We start from the raw sequence: 24,243 nt of genomic DNA on the forward strand, positions 1-24,243 counted from the left end.
GCTGTCGATCGACTTGTATGAGTCTAAAGTGTTGACGGTTCGAGAGGAGGGCCGCGTCTGAATCTCAACCAAGTGGGGGTACTACCCCCTTGAAGCGGATAAAGTTGGCGCCGCTGCCTGCCGCACTGCTACTTGTGAGAACCTTTTGCCATGAAGACCCGTAGTCTCGACATGCTCATGGTCTCCGCGCTATCCACCGCTGTGGTGGCGCCCCGGGTGAGGTCGTGGCTTCGTCGCCGCCAGAGTCTTGACCACCCTAATGGCCGGTCGTCCCACACTGTCCCAACGCCGCGTGGCGGTGGTTTGGCGTGTGCGGCGGGTGCGCTCGCAGGCTCGCTGGCAGGGCGTCGATTCGGGAACGGACCGTCTGCAGAATGGATTGGCGCCAGCGCCGCGCTGGGGGCGGTGGGGCGGCTAGACGATATGGTGGGCTTGGGGCCTTTGCCTCGGTTAGGCGCTCAGGCCGTCGCCGGCGTGTTGGTCGGCGCAAGGGCGGGCGGTCTGGCAGGAGCAGCGTTTGGGATCGTTGCGCTTCCAGCAATCATCAATGCGTTCAATTTTATGGACGGCATTAACGGGATTTCCGGCGGGACAGCCGCCGCATGGGGGTTGTCAGTCGCCACTCACCCGACGCTATCGCCGCAGCTCCGAGCTCAGGGAGCTCTCTCGGCAGGAATGGGCCTAGGTTTTCTTCCGTACAACGTCCCGAAGGCGTCCATGTTCCTGGGGGATGTGGGTAGCTACCTGCTCGGATCTGGTATCGCGGTGACGGTGGTGGGGGGCTCGTTCCGGGAGATGAAGCCCGATCCACGGGGCGCCCTCAGCGTGCTTGCTCCTCTCGCTCTGTACCTCGCGGACACCGGAAGCACCATCCTCCGTCGAGCGCTTCGGGGCGAGTCAGTGACCGAGGCTCACCGTGAGCATGCCTATCAACAACTTGTGCATGAGACTGGGTGGCCGCACTGGGTGGTTTCTGGTTTCGTGGCTGGCGTCTCCGTAGCCTGTGGTATGGCTGGGCGATCAAGTTACAGCGCTGCCGCAATTGCGCCTATCGTGGCGGGCTATCTCGCTGCGCCCGGGCTTCTGAAACGTTTCGGATCCTTAGAGCCTGAATCAGCGCAGTCGTCGGTCGGAGGTCGCGCATGAAGATCGGATACGTCACGCAGTGGTTCGATCCCGAGACTGGCTCGGCCGCCACCCCGGGAATCATTGCTCGTGCGCTTAATGCTCGTGGGCACGACGTCGAGGTTCTGACTGGCCTCCCGAATTATCCGGAAGGGCGTCTGTATGACGGGTACGGGTTAGTGCCGTATCAGCGTGAGGAACGCGACGGTATGACGGTGCACCGGTCGCCCCTCATTCCGACTCACGAGTCGAGGGCAATTTCGAGAATTCTCAACTATTCCAGCTTCGCTGCAGGAGCGACGGCGGTGGGTGCACGAGTTCTTCGCCACGCCGACGTCGTGCTGGTGCACTCCACTCCTGCCACCGTCGCCGTACCTGCACTTGCAGCAAAGGCCCTATATGGGGTGCCGTTCGTTCCCATGATCCAAGATCTCTGGCCAGACACCGTCACTTCCAGTGGCTTCCTCGCCGACAGTTCCACCTCTGGTGTTGAGCGGACTCTACATCGGTTCTGCGACACTGTGTATCGGCAGGCGGCGCGCATCGCTGTCATTTCGCCAGGTATGTCCGATTCAATTCAAAGGCGAGGTATACCGCCAGAGAAGATTACTTTCACGCCCAACTGGGTGGACGAGACAACCTTCTATCCGGAGTCGAAGGACGACGAACTTCGGCGCTCCTTCGGCCTCACCCGAGATTTCGTCGTGATGTACGCGGGCAACTTCGGCGAGTTTCAGGCACTTGACCTTGTGTTGGCTGCGGCCGAGCGCCTGCGGACACGGTCGGACATTCAGTTCGCCCTTGTGGGAGGCGGAGTGATGGAGCAGGCTCTCAAGCGAATCAGCGCCGAGAAGCAGCTCGACAACGTCGTTTTTGTCCCATCGCAACCGTTTTCGGCGATGACGAAGGTGCTCGCACTGGGGGATCTGCACCTCGTATCATTGCAGGATCTGCCGCTGTTCCGCATTACGTTGCCGAGTAAGTTGCAGGCGACACTGGCGGCGGGCAGGCCGTTGGTCGGCACCGTTCGCGGGGACGCCGCCACTGTCATCGAGGATTCCGGGGCCGGACTTACTTCTACTCCCGAGGACCCAGACGATCTCGCTAGAGCTGTGGCTCAGATGGCCGACGATCCGGAAGGGACGGCGGCAATGGGGCGGGCCGGTCGCGAATATTATGAGCGAGTCTTCTCCGAAGACTCGTCGGCAGGACGCCTTGTGTCGGTGTTGGAAATGGCTGCCAGCGAACGAAAGCGAGGGCGTCGATGAAGGTCGCAGTAGCAGGAGCGTCGGGATTCGTTGGCTCGGCAGTCAGTAGGGCTCTGTCTGAGCAGGGACACGATGTGTCCGAGGTACGTGCGCCGCGTGTGGCGCACGCAGACGCGGCCCGCGGTCTTGGTGCGCAGGGTGCGGCTGTCGAGGAACTGACAGCTAAGTTCGAGGGGCTAGATGCGGTGGTGAACTGCTCAGGCAACCCAGATGCATCCGAGCAAAACGCCGACGAACTGATTGCCGCCAATTCAATCTCCCCTGCCGTAGTGGCTCGGGCGGCAGAGTGCGCGGGGGTCGGTCGTCTCGTTCACGTGAGTAGCGCCGTCGTTCAAGGGAGACGCCCAAAGCTCGACGAGACGGACTCCACTGACGAGTTCTCGGCGTATGCGTACTCGAAGGCCGAGGGCGAGCGTCTAGTCCGGCAAGAATCGCCGACCGCGACGATTTATCGACCTCCTAGCGTCCACGCAGTGAGTCGCAGAGTAACGGCGATGACGGCCAAGATTGCCGGTTCGCCCTTTGCAACTGTGGCAGCCCCTGGGAGTCAGCACAGCCCACAAGCACTCATCGGCAACGTCGCGTCAGCGATCGCGTTCTTGGCCACCACGGATATGAATCCGCCAGCCATCGTCATTCATCCTTGGGAAGGATTGACGTCGTTTGATGTTTTGGAGTTGCTTGGAGACAAGCGGCCAGTCATCGTTCCCCGTGCAGTCGCCCGAGGTGTGTGTGATGGGCTCGAGCTCGCTGGAAGAAAGATCCCGGTGGTTGCGGCCAACGCGAGGCGGGTCGAGATGTTGTGGTTCGGTCAGAACCAGGCCGATTCGTGGCTGACGTCAGCTGGGTGGACGCCGCCGTACGGGCGCGATGCATGGCGGGAGCTCGGCGAAATCGTCAGGAGCCATCGGGGGTGAATCATCGGACTCTCGACATCGTCGGAGTTTTGCGTTTGATCTACCGGGCGGCTCAGACGAACGAAGCCGAGGGATCGAGCTTTTCCACGGAAGTCGGTTAAAGGGTCTCATCGGGGGCACGAGTTTGTCGTGGCCCGTACTTCACTTCTGCACAATAACAGGGGGACACTCCGCGGTCTTCATCTCGCAAAGGAGTCTTCAGAGCAAGCTCCGTACAAGCGCTAACCCTCGGCAGTTTTGTCGTGGACTGTCGGAGTTCTGATTGTCGCCGCTGTGGCGCTACCTATGCTGCCGACTAAGTTGCACTGGGTTTGATAGAGGCTCTGGTGTGTCCCGGGTTTCGCGTGGTCCGGATTCCTTGGATTCTCATGCCGCTGTGATGATGCGGTTGCGTTCGAATTCTATCGGGCTGCCATCCGAGCTGACTATGACGGCGTTTGCGGTTGTACCAGATCTCGAGGTAGTCGAACATCGCGTTGGCCAGTTCGATGCAGGTGTTCCACTTCTGCCGACCAAGTAGTTCGACCTGCATGTGGGACCAAGACGACTCGATCATGGAGTTGTCGTAGCAGTCGCCGATACTTCCCATTGATGGCAGCAGGCCCGAGTCACGTGCTCTCTTAGTGAAGGCCCACGCCCCGAACTGGACGCCGTGGTCGGAATGAATGATCGTCTCTGAATCGGTGTCGTTGCCAAGCCGGCTATCGATGGCCATCCCGAGTGCGTTCGTCACCAGCGCCGCCGTTGGTGAGGAATCGATCGACCAGCCGACGACTCGCCGGGAGTAGGCGTCCAGGATCACGCAGCAGTACACCGTGCCTTCGCAAGTCGGGTGCTCCGTAATGTCGGTGACCCATAGTTGGTTCGGTCCCTGACGTGCGAAGTCTCGCCTGACTAGGTCGGTGGAGATGTCGTTCGCTCTGATGCGCTTGAACTTGCGGCGCCCCGAGGTGCCCTTCAATTCAGCTCGGCGCATCAGCAGTTCGACCTGGTTGTGGCCAACCTCGGCGCCTCTGCCAAGGGTCAACTCAGCGTGCACGCGCCGAGCGCCGTAGGTACCGCGCGACTCGAGGTGGATCTGGCTGATGAGTTTAGTGAGCATGGCGTGCCGAACGCCGCGCTCGGAAGGTGGCCGCTTTCGGTTTTCGTAGAACCAGGCCTCGGATACACCCAGGACCCGGCAGGCGACCTGTACGGGACGCCCTTCCGCGGCGATCACTTCGACCGCCGCGTACCGACTTTTGGGGCGGTCTCCTCCTTCAATAACTCGACGGCTCGGTGGGCGACGGCTAGCTCAGTCTCAAGCTCGCGGATCCGTTTGTTCGCCTTTGGCAGATAGGGTTTGTCGGTACTGATGGTCCGATGAGTGGGTACCGTTGTTCCGGCGACCTGGAACCGGCCCGTGGGTGAGACGGGCCGGCACCGTGGCCGTCTGTGTTACTCCCAGTGGCCGGGAGTGGCGCGGGCTTGGTCGTCGCGCTGGCGGCGCATGTCGACCTCGCCGATGTTGATCTCGCGGGCGTTGTTGGCTAGGCGGTTGACGATGGAGTCGGCGGCCACCCTGTCTGGCAGAGCGTCGAGCCAGTAGGCCGGCCGGGGCTGGGAGGCGATCATCGTCGGCAGGCGGTGCTCCCGGTTGGCCAGCACTGCGAACAGGTCGTTCGCGGCTTCGGGGTCGATGCCCACGGTCAGGAAGTCATCGATGATCAGCAGCTCCACGTCGGATAGGTCATTGAGCATTTTCTGGTGGCGGATGCCGTCCCCGCGGGCGATGACCAGACGGCGAGCGAGCTCATCCATCCGGGCGTAGGTGACGGTGTGCCCGGTCTGGCAGGCAGCGATCCCGATAGCGCAGGCCAGATAGGTTTTCCCACCGCCGGTCGGCGAGATCACGAGCAGGTTGGTGGGGTCTTGCCTCCAGTGGTGCCCGGCGTAGCGTTTCATCCGCACCGGGGTGATCCCGCGTCCTTCCTGGTAGTTGATCTCGGCGATCGAGGCCTGCGGGATGGGGAACTTGGCTGCCCGGATGAGTTTGTCGATCCGGTGGGCCTGGCGTTGGTCGAGAGCGTCGTCGACGGCGGTGAGGAAGATCTGCTCCGGGGTGAGCTCGTCATTGGCCTCGTCGCTGATCAATTCCTCGAAGCGGTTGGCCACGTGCGTGATGCGCAGGTTGCGGAACTTCTGGTGATTGATCTCGGTGAACATCAGGCACCAGCTCCTGTGCGGCCGCGAGAGTAGTGATCGGCCGAACGAACCTGCACCGCGCCATCGTCCCTGGCCCCGGCCGGTGGCGGCGGTTTTCGTGTGGCCGCCGCCGGGACCACGGGCCGGGGCGCCTTGTCCTCGGAGTCGATGGTGGCCATGACACGTTTGAGCACGCTGTAGCTACCGGCGCTGTTCTGGTTGAGCAGCACCTGGCAGGCTGCCTCGAGTCGCTGGCGGCTCCTCTTGCCCAGGGTCTCGAGGATGTTCTGGCAGTCCAGATAGCCCTGGGCCTCGATCACGTGACGATCCAGAATCTGGGCGATCACCTGCTCGGTGGCGGGGCCGAAACCCCGGGCACGGTCGGTGAACCACTGCCGGGACCAGAGCCCGTCGATTCCCTGGTGGGCTTTGGGGGCGTGGGCGAGCACGGTCGAGTACTGGCCCTTGCGGCCGTGGCGCCTGGGGTGCTCGCAGACGACCTGGTCGCCGTCGAAGATCGTCACCGACTGCGCGGTCAACCGGACTCGCAGCAAATGCCCGGCGAAGGTATATGGCACCGAGTAGTACTGCGAATCGCAGGAGACGTGGTAGTTCCGTCCGACCTTGAGCTGTTTCCACTCCACTGTGGCGAAGCCGTCGGCGGGCAGGCCCGCCAGCAGTGGCGCTTCGTCGGCTTCGAACCGCTCCCACCGGGTCGTACCGTCAGCGCGGCGGATGGCGGTGTTGATCGCCGCGACGCGTTCGTTGATTGCGGTGTTCAGGGCCTCGACGGTGGTCCAGACCTCCTCGGCGAGGTAGCCGATCACGCGCTTGTTGACCACGCTCACCGCCGATTCCACGGCCGCCTTGTCGCGGGGTTTTCGGACCCGGGCGGGCACGATCGCGGTGCTGTAGTGGTCGGCCAACTGCTGGTAGCGGACGTTGACCGCTCTTGCCGCCTCGCCCTGCTTCTGCCGATGGGTGGCAGTGGTCGGATTGTCGGGCACCACCATCTGCGGTGTCCCGCCGAAGAAGGCGAACGCGGCGACGTGGGCGTCGATCCAGGAGGGGGACTTCATGTCGGTGAAGCCGCGGCAGAACACCACGCCGGAGTACGGCAGCACCGCCACGAACAGGTACAGCTTGGTGACCTCTCCGGTGACAGCGTCGAGGACTTCTAGGGTGTCGCCGGCCCAGTCGACCAGCATCGTCCGGCATGGTTCGTGATGCAGGGTCGCCACCACGTCCTTGATGCGGGCGTGCTCGGCGAACAGGGCGCAGTACTGCGAGTACCCGTACTTCTTACCGCTCCCAGCGGGGTCGGCGAGGTACTTGCCCCAGGCCTGCTGGATGGTGAAATGCCGGTTGAACTTCATCGACGCCAGCACTCGATCAAAGTCTGGCTGGGTGTAGTCCTCCGAGACGCGTTTGCGCCCATCGGGAAACCCCCCGGCGATCTCCGCCGGATTCATCGATGCCGCCTGCCCGGCGGTGATGCCGTACGCGGTGATCGTCTTCTTCACCGCCGCGATCTCTCGGCGCGAGCACCCGACGGCGGCGACGATCTCGCTGTAGCTATGCCCGGCCAGCGCCAACGTCATGATGGCCTTGTAGTCGGCCACATGAACCTACTCAAATAGGAAAAGGCGGCGCAGTCGCGCCGCCTCACCCCGAGCAGACCACCCCACCCGACCCGAGGAGTACCGAGTCGCCGGAATCGAAGTACCGGATCGCCGGACTAGGAGTACCCACTGGCCCTATCTGCCACGCCTTCGCGAGTGGTTCTCAGCACTACTCAGACCAGGTGCCTCGCCGCGGTCGATCCGGTCCTGCCGGCGCCAGTTGCAGATCGACTGGTCACTGAGATCAAGGTCGTGCGCGACAGCAGCTACGCTGCGCCCCCACGCTAGCAAGTCGAGAACCTTGCGTCTGAACTCGGCCGAATAGCTCTGTCGTCCCATCTGTTCCTCCCGGTGTTCGCCACCAGAATCCACAAATTCCGACTCCGTAGAACCCGGGACACACCAGAGACTCCAACCAACCCAGTGCGACTCACTCGGTGTTGAAGAACGCGCGGCAGTGAAAACCAGGAGACGATTACCCAATGCGACGGAATGTTCGGTCTTCTTCGGGCGGACTGGAGCTGTGAGCGTGTCATGTCTCTTGCCCTCGCTAGATGCTTCTCGTGGCGGGGTGGCCGGGCGGGGAGAATCAAGTAGCGAAGAGGTCCTTTCTTGAAGTTAACCACTGTAATTTCGAATGCGGCACCAGTGGGCGCCTGAATATAGGAGATGAGCGCAGTGGGACGTCGGATTGGTCGAACATTGGCAGGAGTGGCGCTCGCCGCCGCGTTAGTGGCGGGGCTGGCACCCGTGGCGACCGCAGCTGAGGTGATGATCGGGCCGTTTGCGGTGCAGGTCCCGGACTTCGCGCCGATTCCCGTGCCGGTTCCCTTCGGGTCGGAGGCCGCGCCGTTGCCGCTGCTTCCGTACCCGCTGGAGTGGGACCGGCCCGCCCCTCCGCCTCCTCCGCCCTTCGACCCGTTCTCCGGTCGGACACTGGCGCTCGATTGTGGCGGCAATCCCGAACGTATGCTTTCCACGATCATCATCTTCTGTGGTGATGGCAACGGTCTGTTTCAAAACATCCGCTGGACTAGGTGGCAGGACGACCGCGCGGAGGGGACCGCAGACAAAGTTTGGGTGGAGTGCGTTCCTGCCTGCAACAACGGCATCCGCCGCAGTAAGCCGGCTCGCATTGTCCTCCACGACGTCCGGCGCACCTCGGTTGGGCCAGCCTTCGTCAAACTCACTTCCCACGATGACCTCGGGGCCCGCACCACCGCCATGTCGAGCTTCCAATTCGAGCCTGGGGACCAAATCATCTTCCCCTAGCCGCCGGCGCGCGGCGGCACGCTCATCAGCCCAGACCGTCCCCGACGGGCGGTTCGTCGTGTACCTCAACCCGGTGGAGCATCCGATCTCCCTGTGCGAGGAGTGACGTAGAACGGCCCGGAGCGCACTCCGGGTGGGCAGCCTCGCGGCCATGACCGACCTGGTCGGATGGTGTCGACGCTGGTGCTGGGACGAACGGTGACGCAGGTGGTCCCGTGGCCGACGTCGAGATTCCGGAGACCAGATACAAGCTGCCCGTGGAGGCCCCGGACGAGCTGGCCAGCGCGATCGTCGACTGGCTCCGCGGACCCTCGGGCTGACCCGGCCGGTTCCGCGCCTCCCGGCGGCCGCGGGCCGGGCGGGTGAAGGTGGACCTCGTCGTCGTCCTCGTCGTCGTCGTCGCGGATACTACCCACACCACGACGCACAGGCGTGCCCCACCTGGCATTTGTCGGTGACTCGACGCGCGGCTCCACCACCGGTGGAACACGCGCGTACCGTCGATTCATGACCGAGCAGCAGCCGTATGAGGTGGTCGAGCGGTACCCGGAGTTCGAGCTGCGGCGGTACCCCTCCCACGCCGTGGCGGAGGTGTCCGTTCACGGGTCCTTCGGCAGTGCCGGCAACCAGGCGTTCAGGGCGCTCTTCAGGTACATCACCGGTCACAACGAGTCGGCCGGGTCCATCGCCATGACCGCACCGGTGATCCGGGAGTCGCCTGGCTCGGAGAAGGTCGCAATGACCGCACCGGTGGTCCAGACCGAGGCCGACGGCGGCGAGCACGTCGTCGCCTTTGTCCTGCCGGCCTCCATGTCCGCCGCGACCGCGCCGGTGCCCGCCGATCCTCGGGTGCGGGTCAGGCAGGTGCCGGGCCGTGTCGCGGCAGCGGTGCGCTACTCAGGACGGTGGAGCGAGTCGGTCTATCGACGTCACCTGGCCGACCTCGAGGCCGGTATCGCCCGGGCCGGGCTGGTCGCCACGGGGCCGCCCAGGTACGCCCGGTTCGACCCGCCCTTCAAGCCGTGGTTCCTGCGGCGCAACGAGGTCGTGCAGGACGTGGTGTGGCCGGGCGAGAACTGAGTCGCGTCATGCCTGAGGGCAGGCTCGTGGATGGAGCCTGTGCCAAGCCGCCCGCGATGGCACACGCTGCAGCGGAATGGGGTTCACGACCGCAAGTTAACAGTCATACTTGGCGAGAGGTTGGCTACAGGTATCTGAGCGAGGGGGCCGTAATCATGGGATCTCGAACGAGGAAAGCATTGGCCGGAGTCGGTGCAATCGTCGCGTTGACGGCAGGGGCGACCCCCGCGGCGTCGGCGGCAGAGGTATTCATCGGGCCTTTCGCTGTCCAGGTACCGGACCTCGCGCCTGTCCCTGTGCCTGTGCCGGCAGGGTCAGAAGCCGCGCCGCTACCGGCCCTCCCGTACCCGCTTGAGTGGTCGTATCCCGCGCCTCCGCCCCCGCCTGTCCCGAAGTACGTCGCCTCCAACTGGATCATCATGTACACCGCGTGCCCGGCTCCAGGGGAGTGGGCGTACACCGAGAATGGGACCCGTGCGTGGTGTGCGCAGCGTTTGCAGACGGACGCCTTCCACTGGGCGCCCAGTCAAGACCCGTTCCGACACCCGGAAGCGACCGACCGGAGCCGGATGACTCGAGTGGAGAACTCTCTCGGCGGCAAGCGGTGCGAGACCATCGGGGCTAGAGCCATCAACCCGTCCAACGGGCAAGAGGTCTACTGCGACAGGCAGGTGCTGGGACCGGACCCGGGCCCGATATGGCGGTTCGCCGACTACCTGAACTTCGTAACCCGATGACTTCGCTCAGCGGTGGCGATGCCCGACCCGCGAGAGGGACTTCGAGGAGTTTGCAGGCTGCTTACGGCCAACCAGACGCTCCGACCAGCCGGGCACCGAAGAAGGACAGGTAGTGATAGCGCCAACCCACCATCGGCTCCCCGCACTCTCCACATGGGGGACCGCCGGTTGTATTTCGTTCGCGCTTCTCCTCGCGAGCGGGTGTGGCAGTGGGTCGACAAGCGAGGTGCCGTCGGGCGAGAGCGCAACCAGTTCGAGTTCGTCGACGCGGACCTCCACGAGCAGGCCCTCGACCACCAAAACGATGTCGAGCACGACGTCCGCAGTGAGTACCGCCCCGACGGCGGCCAAACCGGCGACTGTCGGCCCCACGCTCGTGGAGTGCATCTACGGCGGTGGTGCGTGGACCGGGAGCGGACGGATGAGTGACGGCACATTTGGGGACCACCCGCAGTGTGCAGCTCTGCGTAATGAGCAACTGGCCCTGTACCCATACGTATGTCCGCGAACTGATCACCACGTCGCAGATCTGTCCGAGTGCTTGGCCCCAGATACGATCCCGGGAAAACCCGCACCGCCGGCGGAGCCTCCTGAGCCGACTGAGCTGGAGGACCGAGTCGATCCGTCCGAGATTCCCGAAGTCCCGGTGGAACCGGCTGCGTCGCCCGAAGCTCCGGAGGCAGGCGACACAGGCCCTTAACCGCGCGGCTGCCCCGATCCCACCGGTTCTGCCCACCCCATCCCCGCGACTGCGGGTCGGGTCGGGAGGCGGGCACCTCGTCGTCGCCCCCAAATTATGCCCACCGGGGGAGGGGCTCGCCTCCGGAGACGGGTCGAGCTACTCCGCGTCCCGGGGCATGATGAGGGCGCCCAGATCGCGGCTCATCACGGCCAGCTCCAGCTCGCGCAGCGTGCGGGCGTCACGGAGGTCCGCGCCGATCGTCGAGCCGATCGTGTCCAACCGGTAGTACTCGGTGTTGGTGTGCACCGTCGGCGCCCTGGCCGCGGCGCCCACGTTGCCGCCGTGCTCCCACAGCGCGCGACCCGTGGCTTCCCAGAAGCCTCAGGAGTCCCATGCCTTCCCATCTCTCGCTGTCCCGTCGTCGCTTCCATGCGACACCCGCACACACTGCTGGCCGAGATGTTCGAGCTGGCGCCGCAGCGGTAAACGTAACGCTGGTCACATCGTGAAGTCAGCGGTATCATCACGTGACTGCTGGCGGTAGTGCATCCGGGCGGACTTCGTCCGGGGGCGCCACAGCACCAGGCATCCCACGCGTGAACCGCCACCGCACCTGCAAAGGAAGCGCCATGGATGCCAACGCGGTATATCCCACCACCCCGTCCGAGCACTCCGACCAGCGAGCGCGTACCCGGCCGGTGAACTGGGTCCTCCTCGTCGTCGGCGTCATCCTCACCACGCTCGGGCTCGCCCTCACCGCCGGGGGAGCGGTGCTCATGGCGGCCCAGGCCGCCCAGAGCGACGGCCACTACCTCACCACCGCCCCGCAACGGTTCCAGAGCACCGGGCACGCGATCACCACCACCTCAATCCTCATCGACGCCGAACAGGCCGGAATGCCCGGCCTCGGGGACCCGGCCAGCGTGCAGATCCGCGCCACCTCCGTCGTCCCGGGCCAGCCCGTCTTCGTCGGCATTGCCGACGACTCCGACGTGTCCGCCTACCTGGACGGCGTTCCCCACGCCGTCGTCAGGGAACTGCCCTGGACCGGTAACGACACGTTCCGGTGGGCCGGTGCGCCCAACACCGACGGCAACCTGCGCGAAGTCCCCGGCACCCGGACGCCCGCGGCCCCAGCCGACCAGAACTTCTGGGCGACCTCCGCCACCGGCGAGGGCGAACAGACCGTCACCTTCGATCTGCAGGACGGCCAATGGTCGCTGGTGGTGATGAACGCCGACGCCTCCGAACCGGTGTGGGTCGACGTCGACGCCGGAGTCCGCACCGAGCTCCTCGGCGTCGCCAACCCGGGCCTGCTCATCGCCGGCATCGTCGGGCTCATCCTGGGCGTGCCACTCCTGCTGCTCGGCGCCGCCGGACTGGGCCGCGACATCGACCGCGGGCCCACACCACGCGACGGCGAGACGCCCCCCGCCGGGTCCGCGTCCGACGCGTCCGCCCAACGCCGCGCCGACTGCTGCACCGACCCGCTGAGCATCACCGGGCACCTCGATCCCGGACTGTCCCGCTGGCAGTGGCTGTTCAAATGGCTGCTCGCCATCCCGCACTACATCGTCATCGGACTGCTGTGGTTCGCGCTGACCGTCACCACCATCGCTTCGGGCCTGACCATCCTCGTCACCGGCCGCTACCCGCGCTCCCTGTTCGCCTTCAGCGTCGGGGTGCTCCGGTGGAACTGGCGGGTCGGGTTCTACGCCTACGCCGCGCTGGGCACCGACCGCTACCCGCCGTTCTCCCTCGCCGCCGGCGGCTACCCGGCCGACCTCGAGGTGGACTATCCCGAGCGGCTCTCCCGCCTGCTGGTGCTGTTCAAGTGGTGGCTGCTGGCTCTCCCGCACCTGTTCATCGTCGGGATCCTCACCGGCAGCGTCGGCGTGTTCGGCAACGGAACCATGGCCAACAACACCAACTGGGGCATACCGTTGGTTAGCCTGCTGGTGCTCATCGCGGCCGTGACACTTCTGTTCACCGCCCGCTACCCGCGCGGGCTCTTCGACCTGGTGTTGGGCCTTAACAGGTGGGTGTACCGCGTCGCGACCTACGTGCTGCTGCTGCGGGACCAATACCCACCGTTCCGGCTGGACCAGGGGGCGGAGGAACCGGTGGTGGGGGCGCCGGAGAATGGTGATCATATGCGCCCCGATGATCAGGGGCCTGTGGCACCGGGGCCGGAGTAACCAGGCTACGACCAGTCCATGGACGGTGACGGCGACGGCATCGCCTGCGAACGCGACAACCGCTGACTCGCCTTTCGTGGTGCGGCGCGCCGCTGGCTCGTTGACCTGGCCGGTTCCGCACCGCCCGGTGGATGCGGGTCGATCCGCGTCAGGAGCGGGCCTCGTCGTCGTCGGGCGGGTCGTGGTGCGCCTCGACCCGGCATGGAATCCGCCCTGCCTGAGCGTGGAGTGAGTTAATGCGGGCGAGTCGTGGCCACGGCAACATTCGGCGCGCGTCCGGGTGCAGGCAGTTCTGCGTCCGTTCGGCGCGAGGCGAGTTGCGGGATAAACAACCGTCCATTTACAGTTTGTGACGACCGCCTCATCTGGTCGTGTGTCCATCCCGATCGGCCGAGCCCCGGTTCCCCGTGTACCAGCACGGGGCGACGCCTGTCTCATCTCTGCAAGTACCTGAGGAAGTGCAATGAACAAAAGGATCATCCGCGCGTGCGCGATTATGGCGGCGTTCGGTCTAGTTGCGCCAGCGGCAGCCGCCAATGCGCAACCCGCTGCGGATACCGCAGACACCACGGTCAATCTGACCGTCAGAGCGAACTCTGCTGGCTCACTGCGTTTTTCGGTCGCTCCGGAGGCGTCCACCAGCTTGTTCGTCGATTTCGGTGGCAACGCGGCGAACAGCGCGATGTTTGCCCCGAGCATTCGAGATGACCGAGCTGGCAACCCCAGGTCCTACGCACTGCGGGCGGACATCACCGACTTCGTCACCGACGGCGGCGCAACCATCGGCAACGAAAACGTCCGGATGTGGCTCACTGCGGTTACCGGCATCAACGGGACGACCACATCAGTGGGTAGCTGGGATGAGGCTACGAACATGAGCGAGCAGGTCGTTCTGCTCAACCGCACCGGGATCACCCTCCCTGACGTCTCCACCACCTACACGCCGAACCTCCGGGTGACGCTACCGACAGTGACCGAGGGGGACACGACCGTCGTTGACGTTCAGGCCGGGGAGTACTCGGCCACTCTGACGCAGTCGTTGTACTGAACCCGGCTGAATTATTAGGACGCAGTGGCCGCTCCCTCCCAGGGGCGCGAGCGGCCACTGCGATCACTTCACGCGGAGGACGCGGCACCGCAGGACTCTGCGGGCCACGTTATTCCTGCTCAACCAAATCCGAGGGACCTGAAGATGAGTCGCGCACTGTCAGCGATCACGGCACTACTGGTGGCCGTGGTACTAGCCATCCTTGTATCCAGCGGGGTGGCGCAGGCGCAGGAGGATTCCGGCGGTTTCGGCATCCGGATCGGCGAAGTGCCGGTGAATCTTGCCGACAATCCCCGGGCCGCGACTTACATCATCGACAATGTTCCACCAGGAAAACGCTTGGAGCGCCAGATCGTCGTCTCCAGCACGATGGCCGAACGCACCACTTTCGACCTCTATGTCGGAGCCGCCCACGTCAATGACGAGGGATACCAGGCAGAGCCGCGAGGGGCCACGAATGCGCTGACCACATGGACTTCACTCGACAAGACAGAGGTCACTCTCGACCCAGGCCAGGAAGAGGTGGTGACAGTCTCAGTCGACGTCCCCGCCGACGCGCCCGAGATTGAGCAGTACGCGCTGATCTGGATGTCCACGAAGGTGGATGAGAACAACCCCGACGCCGTGCAGGCCGTCAGTCGTGTTGGCATCCGCATGTACCTGTCCGTGGGCACGGGGGACGGACCGCGACCGAGCTTCTCGATCGACTCTCTACTGCCGATCCGGCTGGGCGACGGAACAGCCGCGGTCAAAGCGGTTCTGGAGAATAGCGGTGCCAGAGCAGTCGAGGTATCCGGGACCCTCGATCTCACCGATGGGCCCGGTGGGCTTTCCGTGCCCGCCGTTGAATCCGGCGGAAAGACAATTCCCGCCGACTCCAGAGGGGAGCTGATCATCGAAGTCCCCAACAGCGGCGAGTTCCCGGCAGGCCCCTGGTCGGCCTCGGTGACGCTGGACAGCGGGTACGGCAAAGAAACCGCCGCCGCAGAGATCTCATTCCCGGACCAGGGGGAGGGGGAGCCGGTTCCTGTCAAGGGTGGGCTCTCGGCAGCGGCATGGATAGCCCTCGGGGTCGGTGCCGCGCTCCTGGTCGCGCTACTCGCACTGTGGCGGAGGCGGAGCTCCACATCGGCGGCGGACGCTGCTTAGAGGGGAGCACTCCCGCGCCGACGGCGGGACCGGCTTCCCCGCGGGGGCCGATGTCGTCTAGGGTGGCCATCACCAGCTATCCAGAGCAGTCGAGAAACCTGGTTCGACGACACTGCAGCAACCCCCCGCGCGAGCGGGTGAGGGTGCTCCCGCCAGGAACGATGGGTGAGTGAAAGTTCCGTGCTTCAAGGTGAACCGAGCATCGCGCTGGTGACGACGCGCGTGCACATCGACCTGTGCCGCGTGACCGCGGCCAGAGGGCGAATGCTCATCGGCCGGTGACCCACCGGCCCGCCGCGGACGGGTAGTCGACACGTTCCGCCCGGATCCTTCCTTGTGGCCTGCGTACCGCAGGCGCCCCACCCGCTCGACCGCGACCGATCATGTCCGGGCGCGGACTCGCCAGTGTGCGGGCGGGGATCGGATCCGCCGTCGTGTTCTTCTCCCGTCCGGGGTGGCTCCCGCCGACCGCGCACCCTCCCTGAGCGAAACGAGAGCTTCTATCATGACCATCACCGACACCACCACGACCACCGCCGCTGACCAGGCCGCCGGGCAGCACGCCCTGCGCGTGCACACCCGCGCGGCCCTCGTGACGGGCACCGCGACCCAGGTGCGCATCGACGCCCGCGAGCACGAGTTCGTGATCGACGAGCCCGCCGACCTGGGCGGGAACGACGCCGGAGCCAACCCGGTAGAACACCTGCTCGCGGCGCTCGGCTCGTGCCAGGTGATCACCTATCAGGTGTGGGCCCAGAAGTTGGGCCTCGCGCTGGACAGCGTCGAGATCGACCTGGCCGGGGACATCGACCTGCGCGGATTCTTCGGCCTGGACCCCAGCGTGCGCGCAGGCTTCCAGACGATCACCGCGACGATCCGGATCACCGGCCCGGAAGAGCAGTCGCGCTACGACGAGCTGATCGCCACAGTCGAGAAGCACTGCCCGGTCGGCGACACTCTCGTCGCCGGGGTGCCCGTGCACGTGGCAGTGGACGTCGCCGCGAGCTGACCGGCTGACCGGGCCGGCACGGCGGGTGCGGACCTCGGGCGTCCGTTACACCACCACCGCGACAGCCCCGGCGGGTCGTGCCCTCGTCGTCGTTGGCATCGTTACTCACGTCCCGTGGGGGGCGATCACAGCCCGGCCGCTGACCGCACCGTCGACGAGATTCTGGTAGACGTCCAGCGCCTGACCGAGGGGGTAGACGGAGACAGCGGGGGAGATCTTGCCGGCCCGGTACAGCTCCACCACCTCATGCAGGTCCTCGATGGTGCCCCAATAGGTAGAGGAGAAGTTGACCTCATAGGGCAGTCTAAAGGCGTTCCAGGCAAAGTCGCCGCCGGCTAGGCCCACCACCGTGAGCGAACCCTGCTGGGCTACGCTGGCGGCGGCGAGTTCGAGGGTCGTGGCGGCGCCGACGAAGTCGAACACCGCGTTGACCCCCTGACCGCCGGTGAGTTCGGTGATCGTCTCGGCGGCGCCCTTGCTGGGAATGCCGATCGCGCCGTCGGCCTCGGCGGAGGCGATCGCGTCGGGTTTGGTGTCAGTCGCGTAGACGGTGGCGCCGGTCAGGGCGCGGATGATCTGCACCCCGACCAGGCCGAGCCCGCCCAGGCCGATACACAGGGCTGTCGCCCCCGGCGCGGTCAGGTGGGGCAGTGCCCGCTTGATCGCGTGATACGGGGTGAGGCCTGCGTCGGCGAGCGGGGCGGCGGCGATGGGGTCGGCGTCACCCAGGGGAATGAGGTTGCGGGCATAGGTGGTCATGTACTCGGCCATGCCGCCGTCCCGGCCCAGCCCGGTGGCCATGTAGCCGACCGAGGCCACGTTCTGACAATACGTGTCCTGGCCCCGCGAGCAGGGCTTGCAGCGCCCGCAGCCGATCGGACCGTAGACCAGAAACGCCTCGCCCGGCGTGAAGCCGGAGACGCCGGGGCCCACCTCCTCGATCCAGCCCGAGACCTCATGTCCCAGAGTGAACGGCGGGGTGAGGAATCCCGTGGGGTCGGCGGGGAAGTCGTGGAACAGGCCCACGTCGGAATGGCAGGCGCCCGAGCCAGCTACCTTGAGCAGGACCTCGCCGGGTCCGGGGCTGGGCTTGTCCACGTCCGTGAGGACGGGAAACGTCTTGTAGCCCTCGAAGACAACTGCTCTCATGGCTGCGCTCCTAGATCCCGGGCCCGCGGAGGAGTGGCGCCCGTCACAAGTGTCCCATCGCGGTCAAGGCGACCGAAACCTCAGAGGTCAGGGCGTCAGCGCAGATCAGCGCGGCGTCGGGCGAATTCGCGCGAACCCGACGCATGTCAAAACTGTAATGTCAGTCTCCGCCCCATGCCCCTCGCTGCCCCGGTTGCTCGACCGCCTCCCACATCCTCGAGACCCAACACGCCGCGATACCGGCCACCGCGCCTGTACCCGCAGAAGATCGCCGGAACCGCATCCAGTCTGTGATCGACCTGCTGGTCCGCGCGCAGATCACGCCCTGAGAACCGTCAACCTCCCCGCAGGGCCGCTGGCCGCCAGTTCCGCACCCCATCGACACCGCCGGCCCGCAGGCAGCGTCGACCTCGTCGTCGTCGATCAATAACCGCAGGCACGCGGTTCGGGGCCCCAGTCAGGACCCGGCTCCGAGAAGATCTCCATGACCGCACCGGTGGCCCAGACCGAGGCTGACGGCGACGAGCACGGCGTCGCTTTTGTCTTGCCCGCCTCCCTGACCGCCGCGACCGCGGCGGTGCCCGCCGATTCTCGGGTGCGGGTCAGGCAGGTGCCCGACCGTGTCGCGGCAGCGGTGCGCTACTCGGGACGGTGGAGCGAGTCGGCCTTTCGAGGTCACCTGGCCGACCTCGAGGTCGGTATCGACCGGGCCGGGCTGGTCGTCACGGGGCCGCCCAGGTACGCCCGGTTCGAACCGCACTTCACTCCGTGGTTCCTGCGGCGCAACGAGGGCGTGCAGGACGTGGTGTGGCTCGACGGCGACTGACCGCGTCACGCATGGGCTGATATATCGCTCGGCGATGCCGCCCACCGTTCGCACGCGGATGGAGCCTGTGCCCGTCGTGGACGGCTGACTCCGGAGAAGTTGCGAAACAACCGTCAATCCAGCGTGTGTGACGACCGCCCTATTTGGTCGCACGTCCACGATCCGGCTGGACGACGGCACCGCCGCGATAGAAGCGATTCTGGAGAACACCGGTGCCAGAGCAGTCGAAGTATCCGGGACTCTCTATCTCGCCGAGGGGCCCGGTGGGCACTCGGTGCCCGCCGTGGAATCCGGCGGAAAGACCATTCCCCCCCGGATCCAGTGGCGAGCCGATCATCGAGGTGCCCAATAGCGGCGCGTACTCGGAGGGGCCTTGGACGGCCGAGGTGACCCTGGACAGCGGGTACGGCAAAGAGACCGCCGCATCAGAGATCTCGTTCCCGGGACGGGGGTGTCCCTATGGGGATTGTTCACGGCTTGGCCCCAGTTCGTCGCTAGCTCAAGCTGCGGCCGGCATCTGTTGTGGTGACGCGGGCTCGCGGTAAAATTTGCGGTTGGTCGGCGTGGCGTAGATGACGTTGCTTCGACGTCGTGCCAGGCACATGACGGCGGAGTTGCGCTTCTTTCCCTCGTCGCGTTTGCGCTGGTAGTAGCGGCGTGATGGTTCGTGGCAGGTACTGGTGATCCAGGCGCTGCGGTCCGCCACCTCACGGCAGGCCGCTCAACTGCGGAGATCTGGGCTACAGATGGGTACTTCTTGAAGTGCGCGCGAAAAGTACGCTGCTGGGAATCGCGACGATGTGGCCCCCAGCAGCGCTCGGACGTCCTGACTTACAGACGCTCGCCTGGCTCTGGATCCTCTAAGTAGTCGTGTATCACGCGTCCCATAGAGTAGGTGAAGGTCACATCGCCGTATAGGAGTGAAGTGACGTTCAGGGGACTCGTAGGCGCCAACCTCGCGGCAGGATGCCCATCGGGGAACGTGAACCGGATGTCATCGACCGAAGCGTCAAACAGTTTGACAGTGAACGGCAGCGGCAGCTCAATGAGTTGACTCAGGGCCGCATACCCGCCGAACGGTTCGGGAATCTGGCGGTGAGAGTAGTAGTTGAGATGGCCCCCGAGGTTGCCCACGTGAGTGTCTGTGACGTCCGCCTGGACTTCAATTACCGGGCTGCCGTCGACGCTTAGAGTCGAGGTCAACTTGTTGCCATCGCTAGTCGTGGAGCGCACTCCAGGCATGGCTGGGATCCCGGCGCCTTCCCGAGCGTACGAAATAACACGCGGCGAGCTGTTCCAGTAGTACGCAAAGTAGCGCCCCGGAATCGCCATGTTCCCGTCAGCCGCCAAGCTGTCGTGCCCCTCTATCTCGACCGTCAAGTAGGTCAGCGAGAAAGCGCCGAAGCCGCTGCTCTGATCGGGTTCGATCTCGTACATGTTCATCTGAACGGTGTTGTTGGCGTGGGGGACCAAGCCCGGCGGCAGAATATCCTCCAGGGCAGCTCGGTCGGCCTCGTAACCGACGATGACCATGCGGGCCTCACGGATGAGCTGCGGGGTTTCGGGAGCCCAAATGGTCGGGGGCATCCCGCGGTACGGAACTCTGCTCATGTCGCTATCACTTCTCCTTGCTGGAAAGGGCGTCTTCCCAAAGGCGCACAGTTTGAATGGGTTGCTCGATCATCGGATAGTGGCCTGCATCTCGAATAGCCACCAGGTTCGCGTTGGGCAATGCGGATGCCGTCTCGGCCAGGTAGTCCTTCGTCACGAACGAGTCGCTGTCGCCGTATGCGAGGGTCACGGGTCCTTGGAAGTTCGCCAACTCGGAGCCGAAAGCGGCGCTGCTCCAGTTGGCCAAGTAGGCATCCCAGACCTCTTTGTTCAGGAGTAGTTGGGACCGTGAGGCGATGTTCTGGAGCTGAGCCGGGCTCAGGTGGGGCGCTAGACCACCGAGGGTGGGCGCAGGGTCAGCATAAGCCGACTGGAACCCTGCGTAAGTGGCCTCGTCAAACGGTGTTCCGAAGGGGGATACCGGTGTCAGCGCCACGACAGCTGAGACGCGGTCGGGCTCCATCGTCGCAACGCGAAGAGCGGTTCCGCCACCCATCGAATGACCAAGAAGTGCGAACGAATCCCACCCCAGCGCGTCGGCCGCAGAGAGCGCGCCTCTGGCCATCCCGTCGATACCCTCAGCAGAGTGGCGGCCGGTTGTCTCGCCCGGCCCATAGCCCGGAAAGTCGTAGTACGCGTAGGTGAACTCATCGAGATTTGTCTCGAGCTGGGTCGCTGCCCATACCGAGCTATCCAGCGCCCACCCATGCAGGACGAGTACTCGTGCTACGCCGGAGCCTTCCGTTCGAAGTGCAGGTGCTTCCGCCATACCTTCTCCTTAGGTCGGGCCGAGCGATCGCTCGGGCGGTGCGGTGGCACGACTATATGATTTTCATCACAGTACATTGGCGGAATTGGCAATCTTGAGTCTTGCGTGCGCGAAAGGTTGGGAATCCGTCAGCTCGACAAGTCGTCGACTGGCCTCGGAGGCTGTCTGTGGTCAGCCCCTTTCTCTGGCGTGCGTCTTGGCGCTGCCCCACCGGCGGAAGGGCCGACGTAGTCGCAATTCGCCACACTGGCAGCACGAGCCGAGGCGATCGCCGAGCGGAACATGCCGTTAGTTGCGACCCACTCACGACGGGCGTTGGTCGGCCGCGGGCTCTAGTCCTTCGCCCACGGCGGTCGAGTGCCGAAGCTGCCATAAACACCTCACACACCCGCTGCTTGCCGATGAGTCGATCCTGGATTGCAGATTGCCCGGGAGGCCGAGCGCGCGGTGCAGAACCCGACGCAGCGGGCCGGTGCGGGCTGGGCGCACCTCGTCGTCGTCGCCCCATCCCGAAGTGAACAGGGCGAGCTGTTCAGGACCTACAGCGGCCCGCCGAGGCGCCAGTAACCAGTGAACTGGACGCGATCGGGCTCCTGGCCGCGAGCGAGGAGATGACGGCGGACGGCCGCTACCATCCCGGACTCGCCGGCCACCCACGCAAACCCGGTGGGGAGTTCGGCCGCGGCCAGCGCGGCGATGAGCTCGTCCGCCGAGCCGGGTGCCGCCGCCACCACGCGAACCCGCACGCGGTCGGCGTCGGCGGGGGAGACCGCGGGTAGGACAGTGCAGGGTAGTGCGGAGGGGTCGGGCACCGCGGCCAGCACGTCGAGGGGCAGCGATGGCGGCCGCTCCTCGATCAGCCGGGCCAGCGCGGGCAGGGCAGTGGCGTCCCCGACGGCGAGCATGCACTCCACCGCGGGAAGGGCGCGGCTCACGCGCGGGCCGACGATCGTCAGTTCATCACCAGGCCGGACCGCCTCGAGCCAGTGCGCTCCCGCGCCCGAGGCATGGCGGACCAGATCCACGCACAGCGCGCCGTCTCGCAGGGACCGCACGGTGTACTCGCGCACCAGTGCAGCGCCTCCCGGCGGGTGACCCAGCCCGCCGCCCGGCGCGGGAACGGGGAGCGTGACCTCGCCCGTGGCGGGATCAGGCAGGCAGAAGACCACGACGTCGTCGAAGGCCGGGCTGCGCACGGCGGGCACGAGGCCGGGGTCGCCGGCCGCTGCGGTGGCGGTGGTGTCTGCGGAGCTGGTGGCGGCGAACTCCCCGAGCTCGTCGCCCTCGAGCGTGACGCGCACCAGCTCGGGAGCGAGGGGCTCGACCGCGCGGACCCGGACCCGGCGCAGTGCGGTCGGCTGCCAGCTCTCCGCCCGGTGGGGGTTGCGCGGGCGCCGGGCCGTCTGGTCAGACACGACGGCCCTCCCGCCACAGCAGACCCAGGAAGAACAGCCCGCCGAGCACTACCGTCACGACGCCCACCGGGAGCGGTAGGGCGAACGCGTGCTGGGCCACCAGATCCGAGGCCAAGAGCAGCACCCCGCCCAGCAGCGTCGCCGGGAGGACCCGATCGCTGCGGGTGAGCAGTCGTGACAGGTGCGGAGCCACCAGCGCCACGAACGAGATCGGCCCGGCCGTCGCCACCGCCGCCCCGGCAAGCACCGTGGCCGCCGCCAACAGAACCAGGCGCGTGCTCCGCAGTCGCACGCCCAGAGCCACCGCGACGTCGTCACCCAGCGCGAGCGCGCGCATGGCACGTGACCGACTCGCGATGACCACCGACGCCACGAGCAGCACCCACGCCAGCGGCCAGAGCTCGGACCAGCCGCAGCCCTGCAGCGAGCCCGTCAACCAGACCTGCGCGGTGACCGCGCTGGCCACGAACCCTCGGGAAAGCAGGTGCGCCACATACGCCATCGCCAGGGCACCCAGGGCCACACCGAGCAGGACCAGGCGGGCGCCGCTGAGCCCTCGCCACCACGTCAGGGCCAGGATGAACCCGGCGGTGAGGGCCGCGCCGACGAGCGCTCCCGTGGCGACCTGTGCGATCCCGCCGCCCAGCACGAGGATCACCGTCGCCCCGCCCGCCGAGGCGCCCTGGGTGATACCGATGATGTCCGGGCTGGCCAGCGGGTTGCGGGTGAGCGCGCAGAACAGCGCGCCCGAGGTCGCCAGCGCCGCACCGACCGCCACCGCGACCAGCGCCCGGGGCAGGCGGCGTTCATGGATGAAGAAGTTGGTGGTGCGATCGGGTGCGTCGCCGAGCAGGGTCGCGACCGCGTCGGGGATCGGGATGGTGAACTCGCCGACCACCAGCGAGGCGGCCACGAGGACCACGACGACGACGGCGAGGGCTGCGGTCACCCACGCCGTTCGCAGGTGCAGCCGGACCGAGAAGCCGCCGGCGGTGAGGAGGAGCTCGCCGGTCGGCAGGGCCTGCCCGGTGTGCGGTGTGGTCGTCGTCATGCGACACCCACCCGTCGGCCCGCGGCGAGGTACGCCACCAGCATCGGCGCACCGATGAACGCCATCACCACGCCCGCGGGGGTCTCCGACCCGCCCGCGATCACCCGGCCGACCACGTCGGCCACCAGCAACAACGCCGGGGCCACCACAATGGACAGCGGCACCACCCGGATCAGGCTCGGGCCGACGAGACCGCGGACGAGGTGGGGCACCACCAGGCCTACGAAGCTGATGGGCCCGGCCAGCGCTGTGGCGGTCCCGGCGAGCAGCGCGACGGCGACGAGCGACCACACCCGTACCCACCCGGGCCGCACGCCCAGCGCCACCGCCGAGTCGTCGCCCAGGGCGAGCGCGTCCAGGCCGCGCAGGAGGAGCAGGGCGATCACCGCGCCAACGACGACGAGCGGGATCACGCCGGTGACCTCGTCGATCGACCGCGCGGTGAGCGAGCCGACCTGCCAGAAGCTGTACGCCTGGAGGACGGTCTCATCCAGCACGACGAACGTCTGGCTGAGACCGGAGAGCACCGCCGCCAGCGCGACGCCGGCGAGTGTAAGCCGAACGGGGGAGGACGCCGCCAGCGCCGAGGTGCTGAGCAGCAGGATGATCGCGGACGCCACACCCGCGCCAGCCAGCGCGAACCACACCGTGGAGGCCAGGCCGAGGCCCCCGGTGAGCGTCGCTCCGGCGACCACGCCGAGCGCTGCGCCGGCATTGACGCCGAGGATCCCCGGGTCGGCGATCGGATTGCGGGTCACGGCCTGCATGAGTGCCCCCGACGCGCCGAGCGCCGCACCGCACACCAGCCCGAGCACGGTCCGGTTGGCCCGCAGCTCGCCGACGATCCCCACCACGCTCTGCGTGCCCTGGCCGAGCAGCGCACTCACCACCTCGGCGGGCGGGATCGGGCGGGCGCCGATCGCGAGGCTGGACACGACGGCGGCCGCCAGGGCCAGGACCGTCACGATCAGCCCGGGGACCAACCCGGCACCGCGGTGGGGCGGCCGCATGCTCGGGGGCGCAGGCTCTGTGCCGGGCGCCGCGGGACGTGCGGCGGCGCCGGAGTCGGGGAGAGGTCGTGGGGCCACGGTGAAACCCTAGACGAGACTCATTGTTAGGTGAGCCTTGCCT

At 66.3% G+C, this 24,243-nt stretch carries 24 protein-coding genes, 2 pseudogenes and 1 riboswitch; of the genes and pseudogenes, 13 read left to right on the top strand and 13 right to left on the bottom strand.

Features of this window, described 5'->3' with window-relative positions; genetic code table 11:
* Positions 1–177: 177 nt before the first annotated feature.
* Genes FQ137_RS15680 through FQ137_RS15685 form a run of 3 tightly spaced genes read left to right on the top strand, consistent with a single transcriptional unit; the run spans position 178 to position 3,310 of the window.
* Positions 178–1,146: a glycosyltransferase family 4 protein gene (locus FQ137_RS15680; RefSeq protein WP_370452382.1), complete on the top strand. Its 969-nt coding sequence runs from the start codon at positions 178–180 to the stop codon at positions 1,144–1,146.
* On the top strand, positions 1,143–2,393 hold the full coding sequence (locus FQ137_RS06275; protein WP_149291632.1) for a glycosyltransferase family 4 protein: 1,251 nt from the start codon (positions 1,143–1,145) through the stop codon (positions 2,391–2,393). The genes FQ137_RS15680 and FQ137_RS06275 overlap by 4 nt, the downstream gene beginning before the upstream one ends.
* Positions 2,390–3,310, top strand: coding sequence for an NAD(P)-dependent oxidoreductase (locus FQ137_RS15685; RefSeq protein WP_149291633.1), 921 nt, complete (start codon positions 2,390–2,392; stop codon positions 3,308–3,310). The genes FQ137_RS06275 and FQ137_RS15685 overlap by 4 nt, the downstream gene beginning before the upstream one ends.
* Positions 3,311–3,605: 295 nt before the next feature.
* Here FQ137_RS15685 and FQ137_RS06285 read toward each other — a convergent pair whose 3' ends face one another.
* The 4 genes from FQ137_RS06285 to FQ137_RS15690 form a co-directional block, all read right to left on the bottom strand.
* Positions 3,606–4,574, bottom strand: coding sequence for an IS3 family transposase (locus FQ137_RS06285; RefSeq protein ID WP_149291634.1), 969 nt, complete (start codon positions 4,572–4,574; stop codon positions 3,606–3,608).
* A 173-nt stretch (positions 4,575–4,747) separates the two neighbouring features.
* Positions 4,748–5,515 carry an ATP-binding protein gene (locus FQ137_RS06290; RefSeq protein ID WP_149291635.1) on the bottom strand — a complete coding sequence of 256 codons (768 nt, stop codon included), beginning with the start codon at positions 5,513–5,515 and terminating at the stop codon, positions 4,748–4,750.
* Entirely contained in the window at positions 5,515–7,116 is a 1,602-nt protein-coding gene (gene istA, locus FQ137_RS06295) for an IS21 family transposase (protein ID WP_149291636.1), read from the bottom strand. Before istA ends, FQ137_RS06290 begins: the two co-directional genes overlap by 1 nt.
* A gap of 135 nt (positions 7,117–7,251) precedes the next feature.
* A complete protein-coding gene (locus tag FQ137_RS15690; protein WP_149291637.1) occupies positions 7,252–7,455 on the bottom strand; it encodes a transposase in 204 nt (67 codons plus the stop codon).
* Between the two features lie 372 nt (positions 7,456–7,827).
* Here FQ137_RS15690 and FQ137_RS06305 point away from each other — a divergent pair, with 372 nt between their 5' ends.
* The 3 genes from FQ137_RS06305 (at position 7,828) to FQ137_RS15350 (ending at position 10,205) form a co-directional block, all read left to right on the top strand.
* Entirely contained in the window at positions 7,828–8,388 is a 561-nt protein-coding gene (locus tag FQ137_RS06305; protein WP_149291638.1) for a hypothetical protein, read from the top strand.
* A 507-nt stretch (positions 8,389–8,895) separates the two neighbouring features.
* Positions 8,896–9,468, top strand: coding sequence for a heme-binding protein (locus tag FQ137_RS06315; RefSeq protein ID WP_149291639.1), 573 nt, complete (start codon positions 8,896–8,898; stop codon positions 9,466–9,468).
* 569 nt (positions 9,469–10,037) lie between these two features.
* The gene (locus FQ137_RS15350) at positions 10,038–10,205 is read left to right on the top strand and encodes a hypothetical protein (RefSeq protein ID WP_188064808.1); all 168 of its coding nucleotides are present in this window, start codon (positions 10,038–10,040) and stop codon (positions 10,203–10,205) included.
* A gap of 6 nt (positions 10,206–10,211) precedes the next feature.
* On the opposite strand, the gene FQ137_RS06320 is transcribed toward FQ137_RS15350, so the two are convergent.
* Positions 10,212–10,592 carry a hypothetical protein gene (locus FQ137_RS06320; protein WP_149291640.1) on the bottom strand — a complete coding sequence of 127 codons (381 nt, stop codon included), beginning with the start codon at positions 10,590–10,592 and terminating at the stop codon, positions 10,212–10,214.
* Positions 10,593–11,043: 451 nt separating this feature from the next.
* Positions 11,044–11,241, bottom strand: a complete 198-nt coding sequence (locus FQ137_RS06325; protein ID WP_149291641.1) for a helix-turn-helix domain-containing protein — start codon at positions 11,239–11,241, stop codon at positions 11,044–11,046.
* 275 nt (positions 11,242–11,516) lie between these two features.
* Between FQ137_RS06325 and FQ137_RS06330 the strand changes: the two genes are divergently transcribed.
* From FQ137_RS06330 to FQ137_RS06350, 5 genes and pseudogenes are all read left to right on the top strand, one after another.
* Positions 11,517–13,085, top strand: a complete 1,569-nt coding sequence (locus tag FQ137_RS06330; protein WP_149291642.1) for a DUF4389 domain-containing protein — start codon at positions 11,517–11,519, stop codon at positions 13,083–13,085.
* Positions 13,086–13,151 (top strand): annotated as a pseudogene (locus tag FQ137_RS15695) (excalibur calcium-binding domain-containing protein); the annotation flags it as partial.
* A gap of 397 nt (positions 13,152–13,548) precedes the next feature.
* Positions 13,549–14,133, top strand: coding sequence for a hypothetical protein (locus FQ137_RS06340; protein ID WP_149291643.1), 585 nt, complete (start codon positions 13,549–13,551; stop codon positions 14,131–14,133).
* A 144-nt stretch (positions 14,134–14,277) separates the two neighbouring features.
* Entirely contained in the window at positions 14,278–15,282 is a 1,005-nt protein-coding gene (locus FQ137_RS06345) for a hypothetical protein (RefSeq protein ID WP_149291644.1), read from the top strand.
* A 73-nt stretch (positions 15,283–15,355) separates the two neighbouring features.
* Positions 15,356–15,450: riboswitch (SAM riboswitch) on the top strand.
* A gap of 337 nt (positions 15,451–15,787) precedes the next feature.
* Positions 15,788–16,291, top strand: a complete 504-nt coding sequence (locus FQ137_RS06350; protein ID WP_149291645.1) for an OsmC family protein — start codon at positions 15,788–15,790, stop codon at positions 16,289–16,291.
* A gap of 105 nt (positions 16,292–16,396) precedes the next feature.
* Here the strand turns inward: FQ137_RS06350 and FQ137_RS06355 are convergent, their stop codons facing one another.
* Complete coding sequence (locus FQ137_RS06355; protein WP_149291646.1) at positions 16,397–17,440, bottom strand: alcohol dehydrogenase catalytic domain-containing protein; 1,044 nt, start codon at positions 17,438–17,440, stop codon at positions 16,397–16,399.
* A 478-nt stretch (positions 17,441–17,918) separates the two neighbouring features.
* Here FQ137_RS06355 and FQ137_RS06360 point away from each other — a divergent pair, with 478 nt between their 5' ends.
* Both FQ137_RS06360 and FQ137_RS06365 read left to right on the top strand, forming a co-directional pair.
* A complete protein-coding gene (locus FQ137_RS06360; protein ID WP_255584113.1) occupies positions 17,919–18,266 on the top strand; it encodes a heme-binding protein in 348 nt (115 codons plus the stop codon).
* Between the two features lie 127 nt (positions 18,267–18,393).
* Positions 18,394–18,618: a hypothetical protein gene (locus FQ137_RS06365; protein ID WP_149291648.1), complete on the top strand. Its 225-nt coding sequence runs from the start codon at positions 18,394–18,396 to the stop codon at positions 18,616–18,618.
* 147 nt (positions 18,619–18,765) lie between these two features.
* Here the strand turns inward: FQ137_RS06365 and FQ137_RS06370 are convergent.
* The 6 genes and pseudogenes from FQ137_RS06370 to FQ137_RS06395 form a co-directional block, all read right to left on the bottom strand.
* Positions 18,766–18,960 (bottom strand): annotated as a pseudogene (locus tag FQ137_RS06370) (IS110 family transposase); the annotation flags it as partial.
* Between the two features lie 137 nt (positions 18,961–19,097).
* Positions 19,098–19,877 carry an acetoacetate decarboxylase family protein gene (locus FQ137_RS06375; RefSeq protein WP_149291649.1) on the bottom strand — a complete coding sequence of 260 codons (780 nt, stop codon included), beginning with the start codon at positions 19,875–19,877 and terminating at the stop codon, positions 19,098–19,100.
* 7 nt (positions 19,878–19,884) lie between these two features.
* Complete coding sequence (locus FQ137_RS06380; RefSeq protein ID WP_149291650.1) at positions 19,885–20,646, bottom strand: alpha/beta fold hydrolase; 762 nt, start codon at positions 20,644–20,646, stop codon at positions 19,885–19,887.
* A gap of 539 nt (positions 20,647–21,185) precedes the next feature.
* Positions 21,186–22,061 carry a siderophore-interacting protein gene (locus FQ137_RS06385; protein WP_149291651.1) on the bottom strand — a complete coding sequence of 292 codons (876 nt, stop codon included), beginning with the start codon at positions 22,059–22,061 and terminating at the stop codon, positions 21,186–21,188.
* The gene (locus FQ137_RS06390; protein ID WP_149291652.1) at positions 22,054–23,112 is read right to left on the bottom strand and encodes an iron chelate uptake ABC transporter family permease subunit; all 1,059 of its coding nucleotides are present in this window, start codon (positions 23,110–23,112) and stop codon (positions 22,054–22,056) included. The genes FQ137_RS06385 and FQ137_RS06390 overlap by 8 nt, the downstream gene beginning before the upstream one ends.
* Positions 23,109–24,200, bottom strand: coding sequence for an iron ABC transporter permease (locus FQ137_RS06395; RefSeq protein ID WP_255583702.1), 1,092 nt, complete (start codon positions 24,198–24,200; stop codon positions 23,109–23,111). Before FQ137_RS06395 ends, FQ137_RS06390 begins: the two co-directional genes overlap by 4 nt.
* Between the last annotated feature and the right edge of the window lie 43 nt (positions 24,201–24,243).

Origin of the sequence: Dietzia sp. ANT_WB102, from assembly GCF_008369165.1 — a bacterium.
Classification (GTDB): Bacteria; Actinomycetota; Actinomycetes; order Mycobacteriales; family Mycobacteriaceae; genus Dietzia.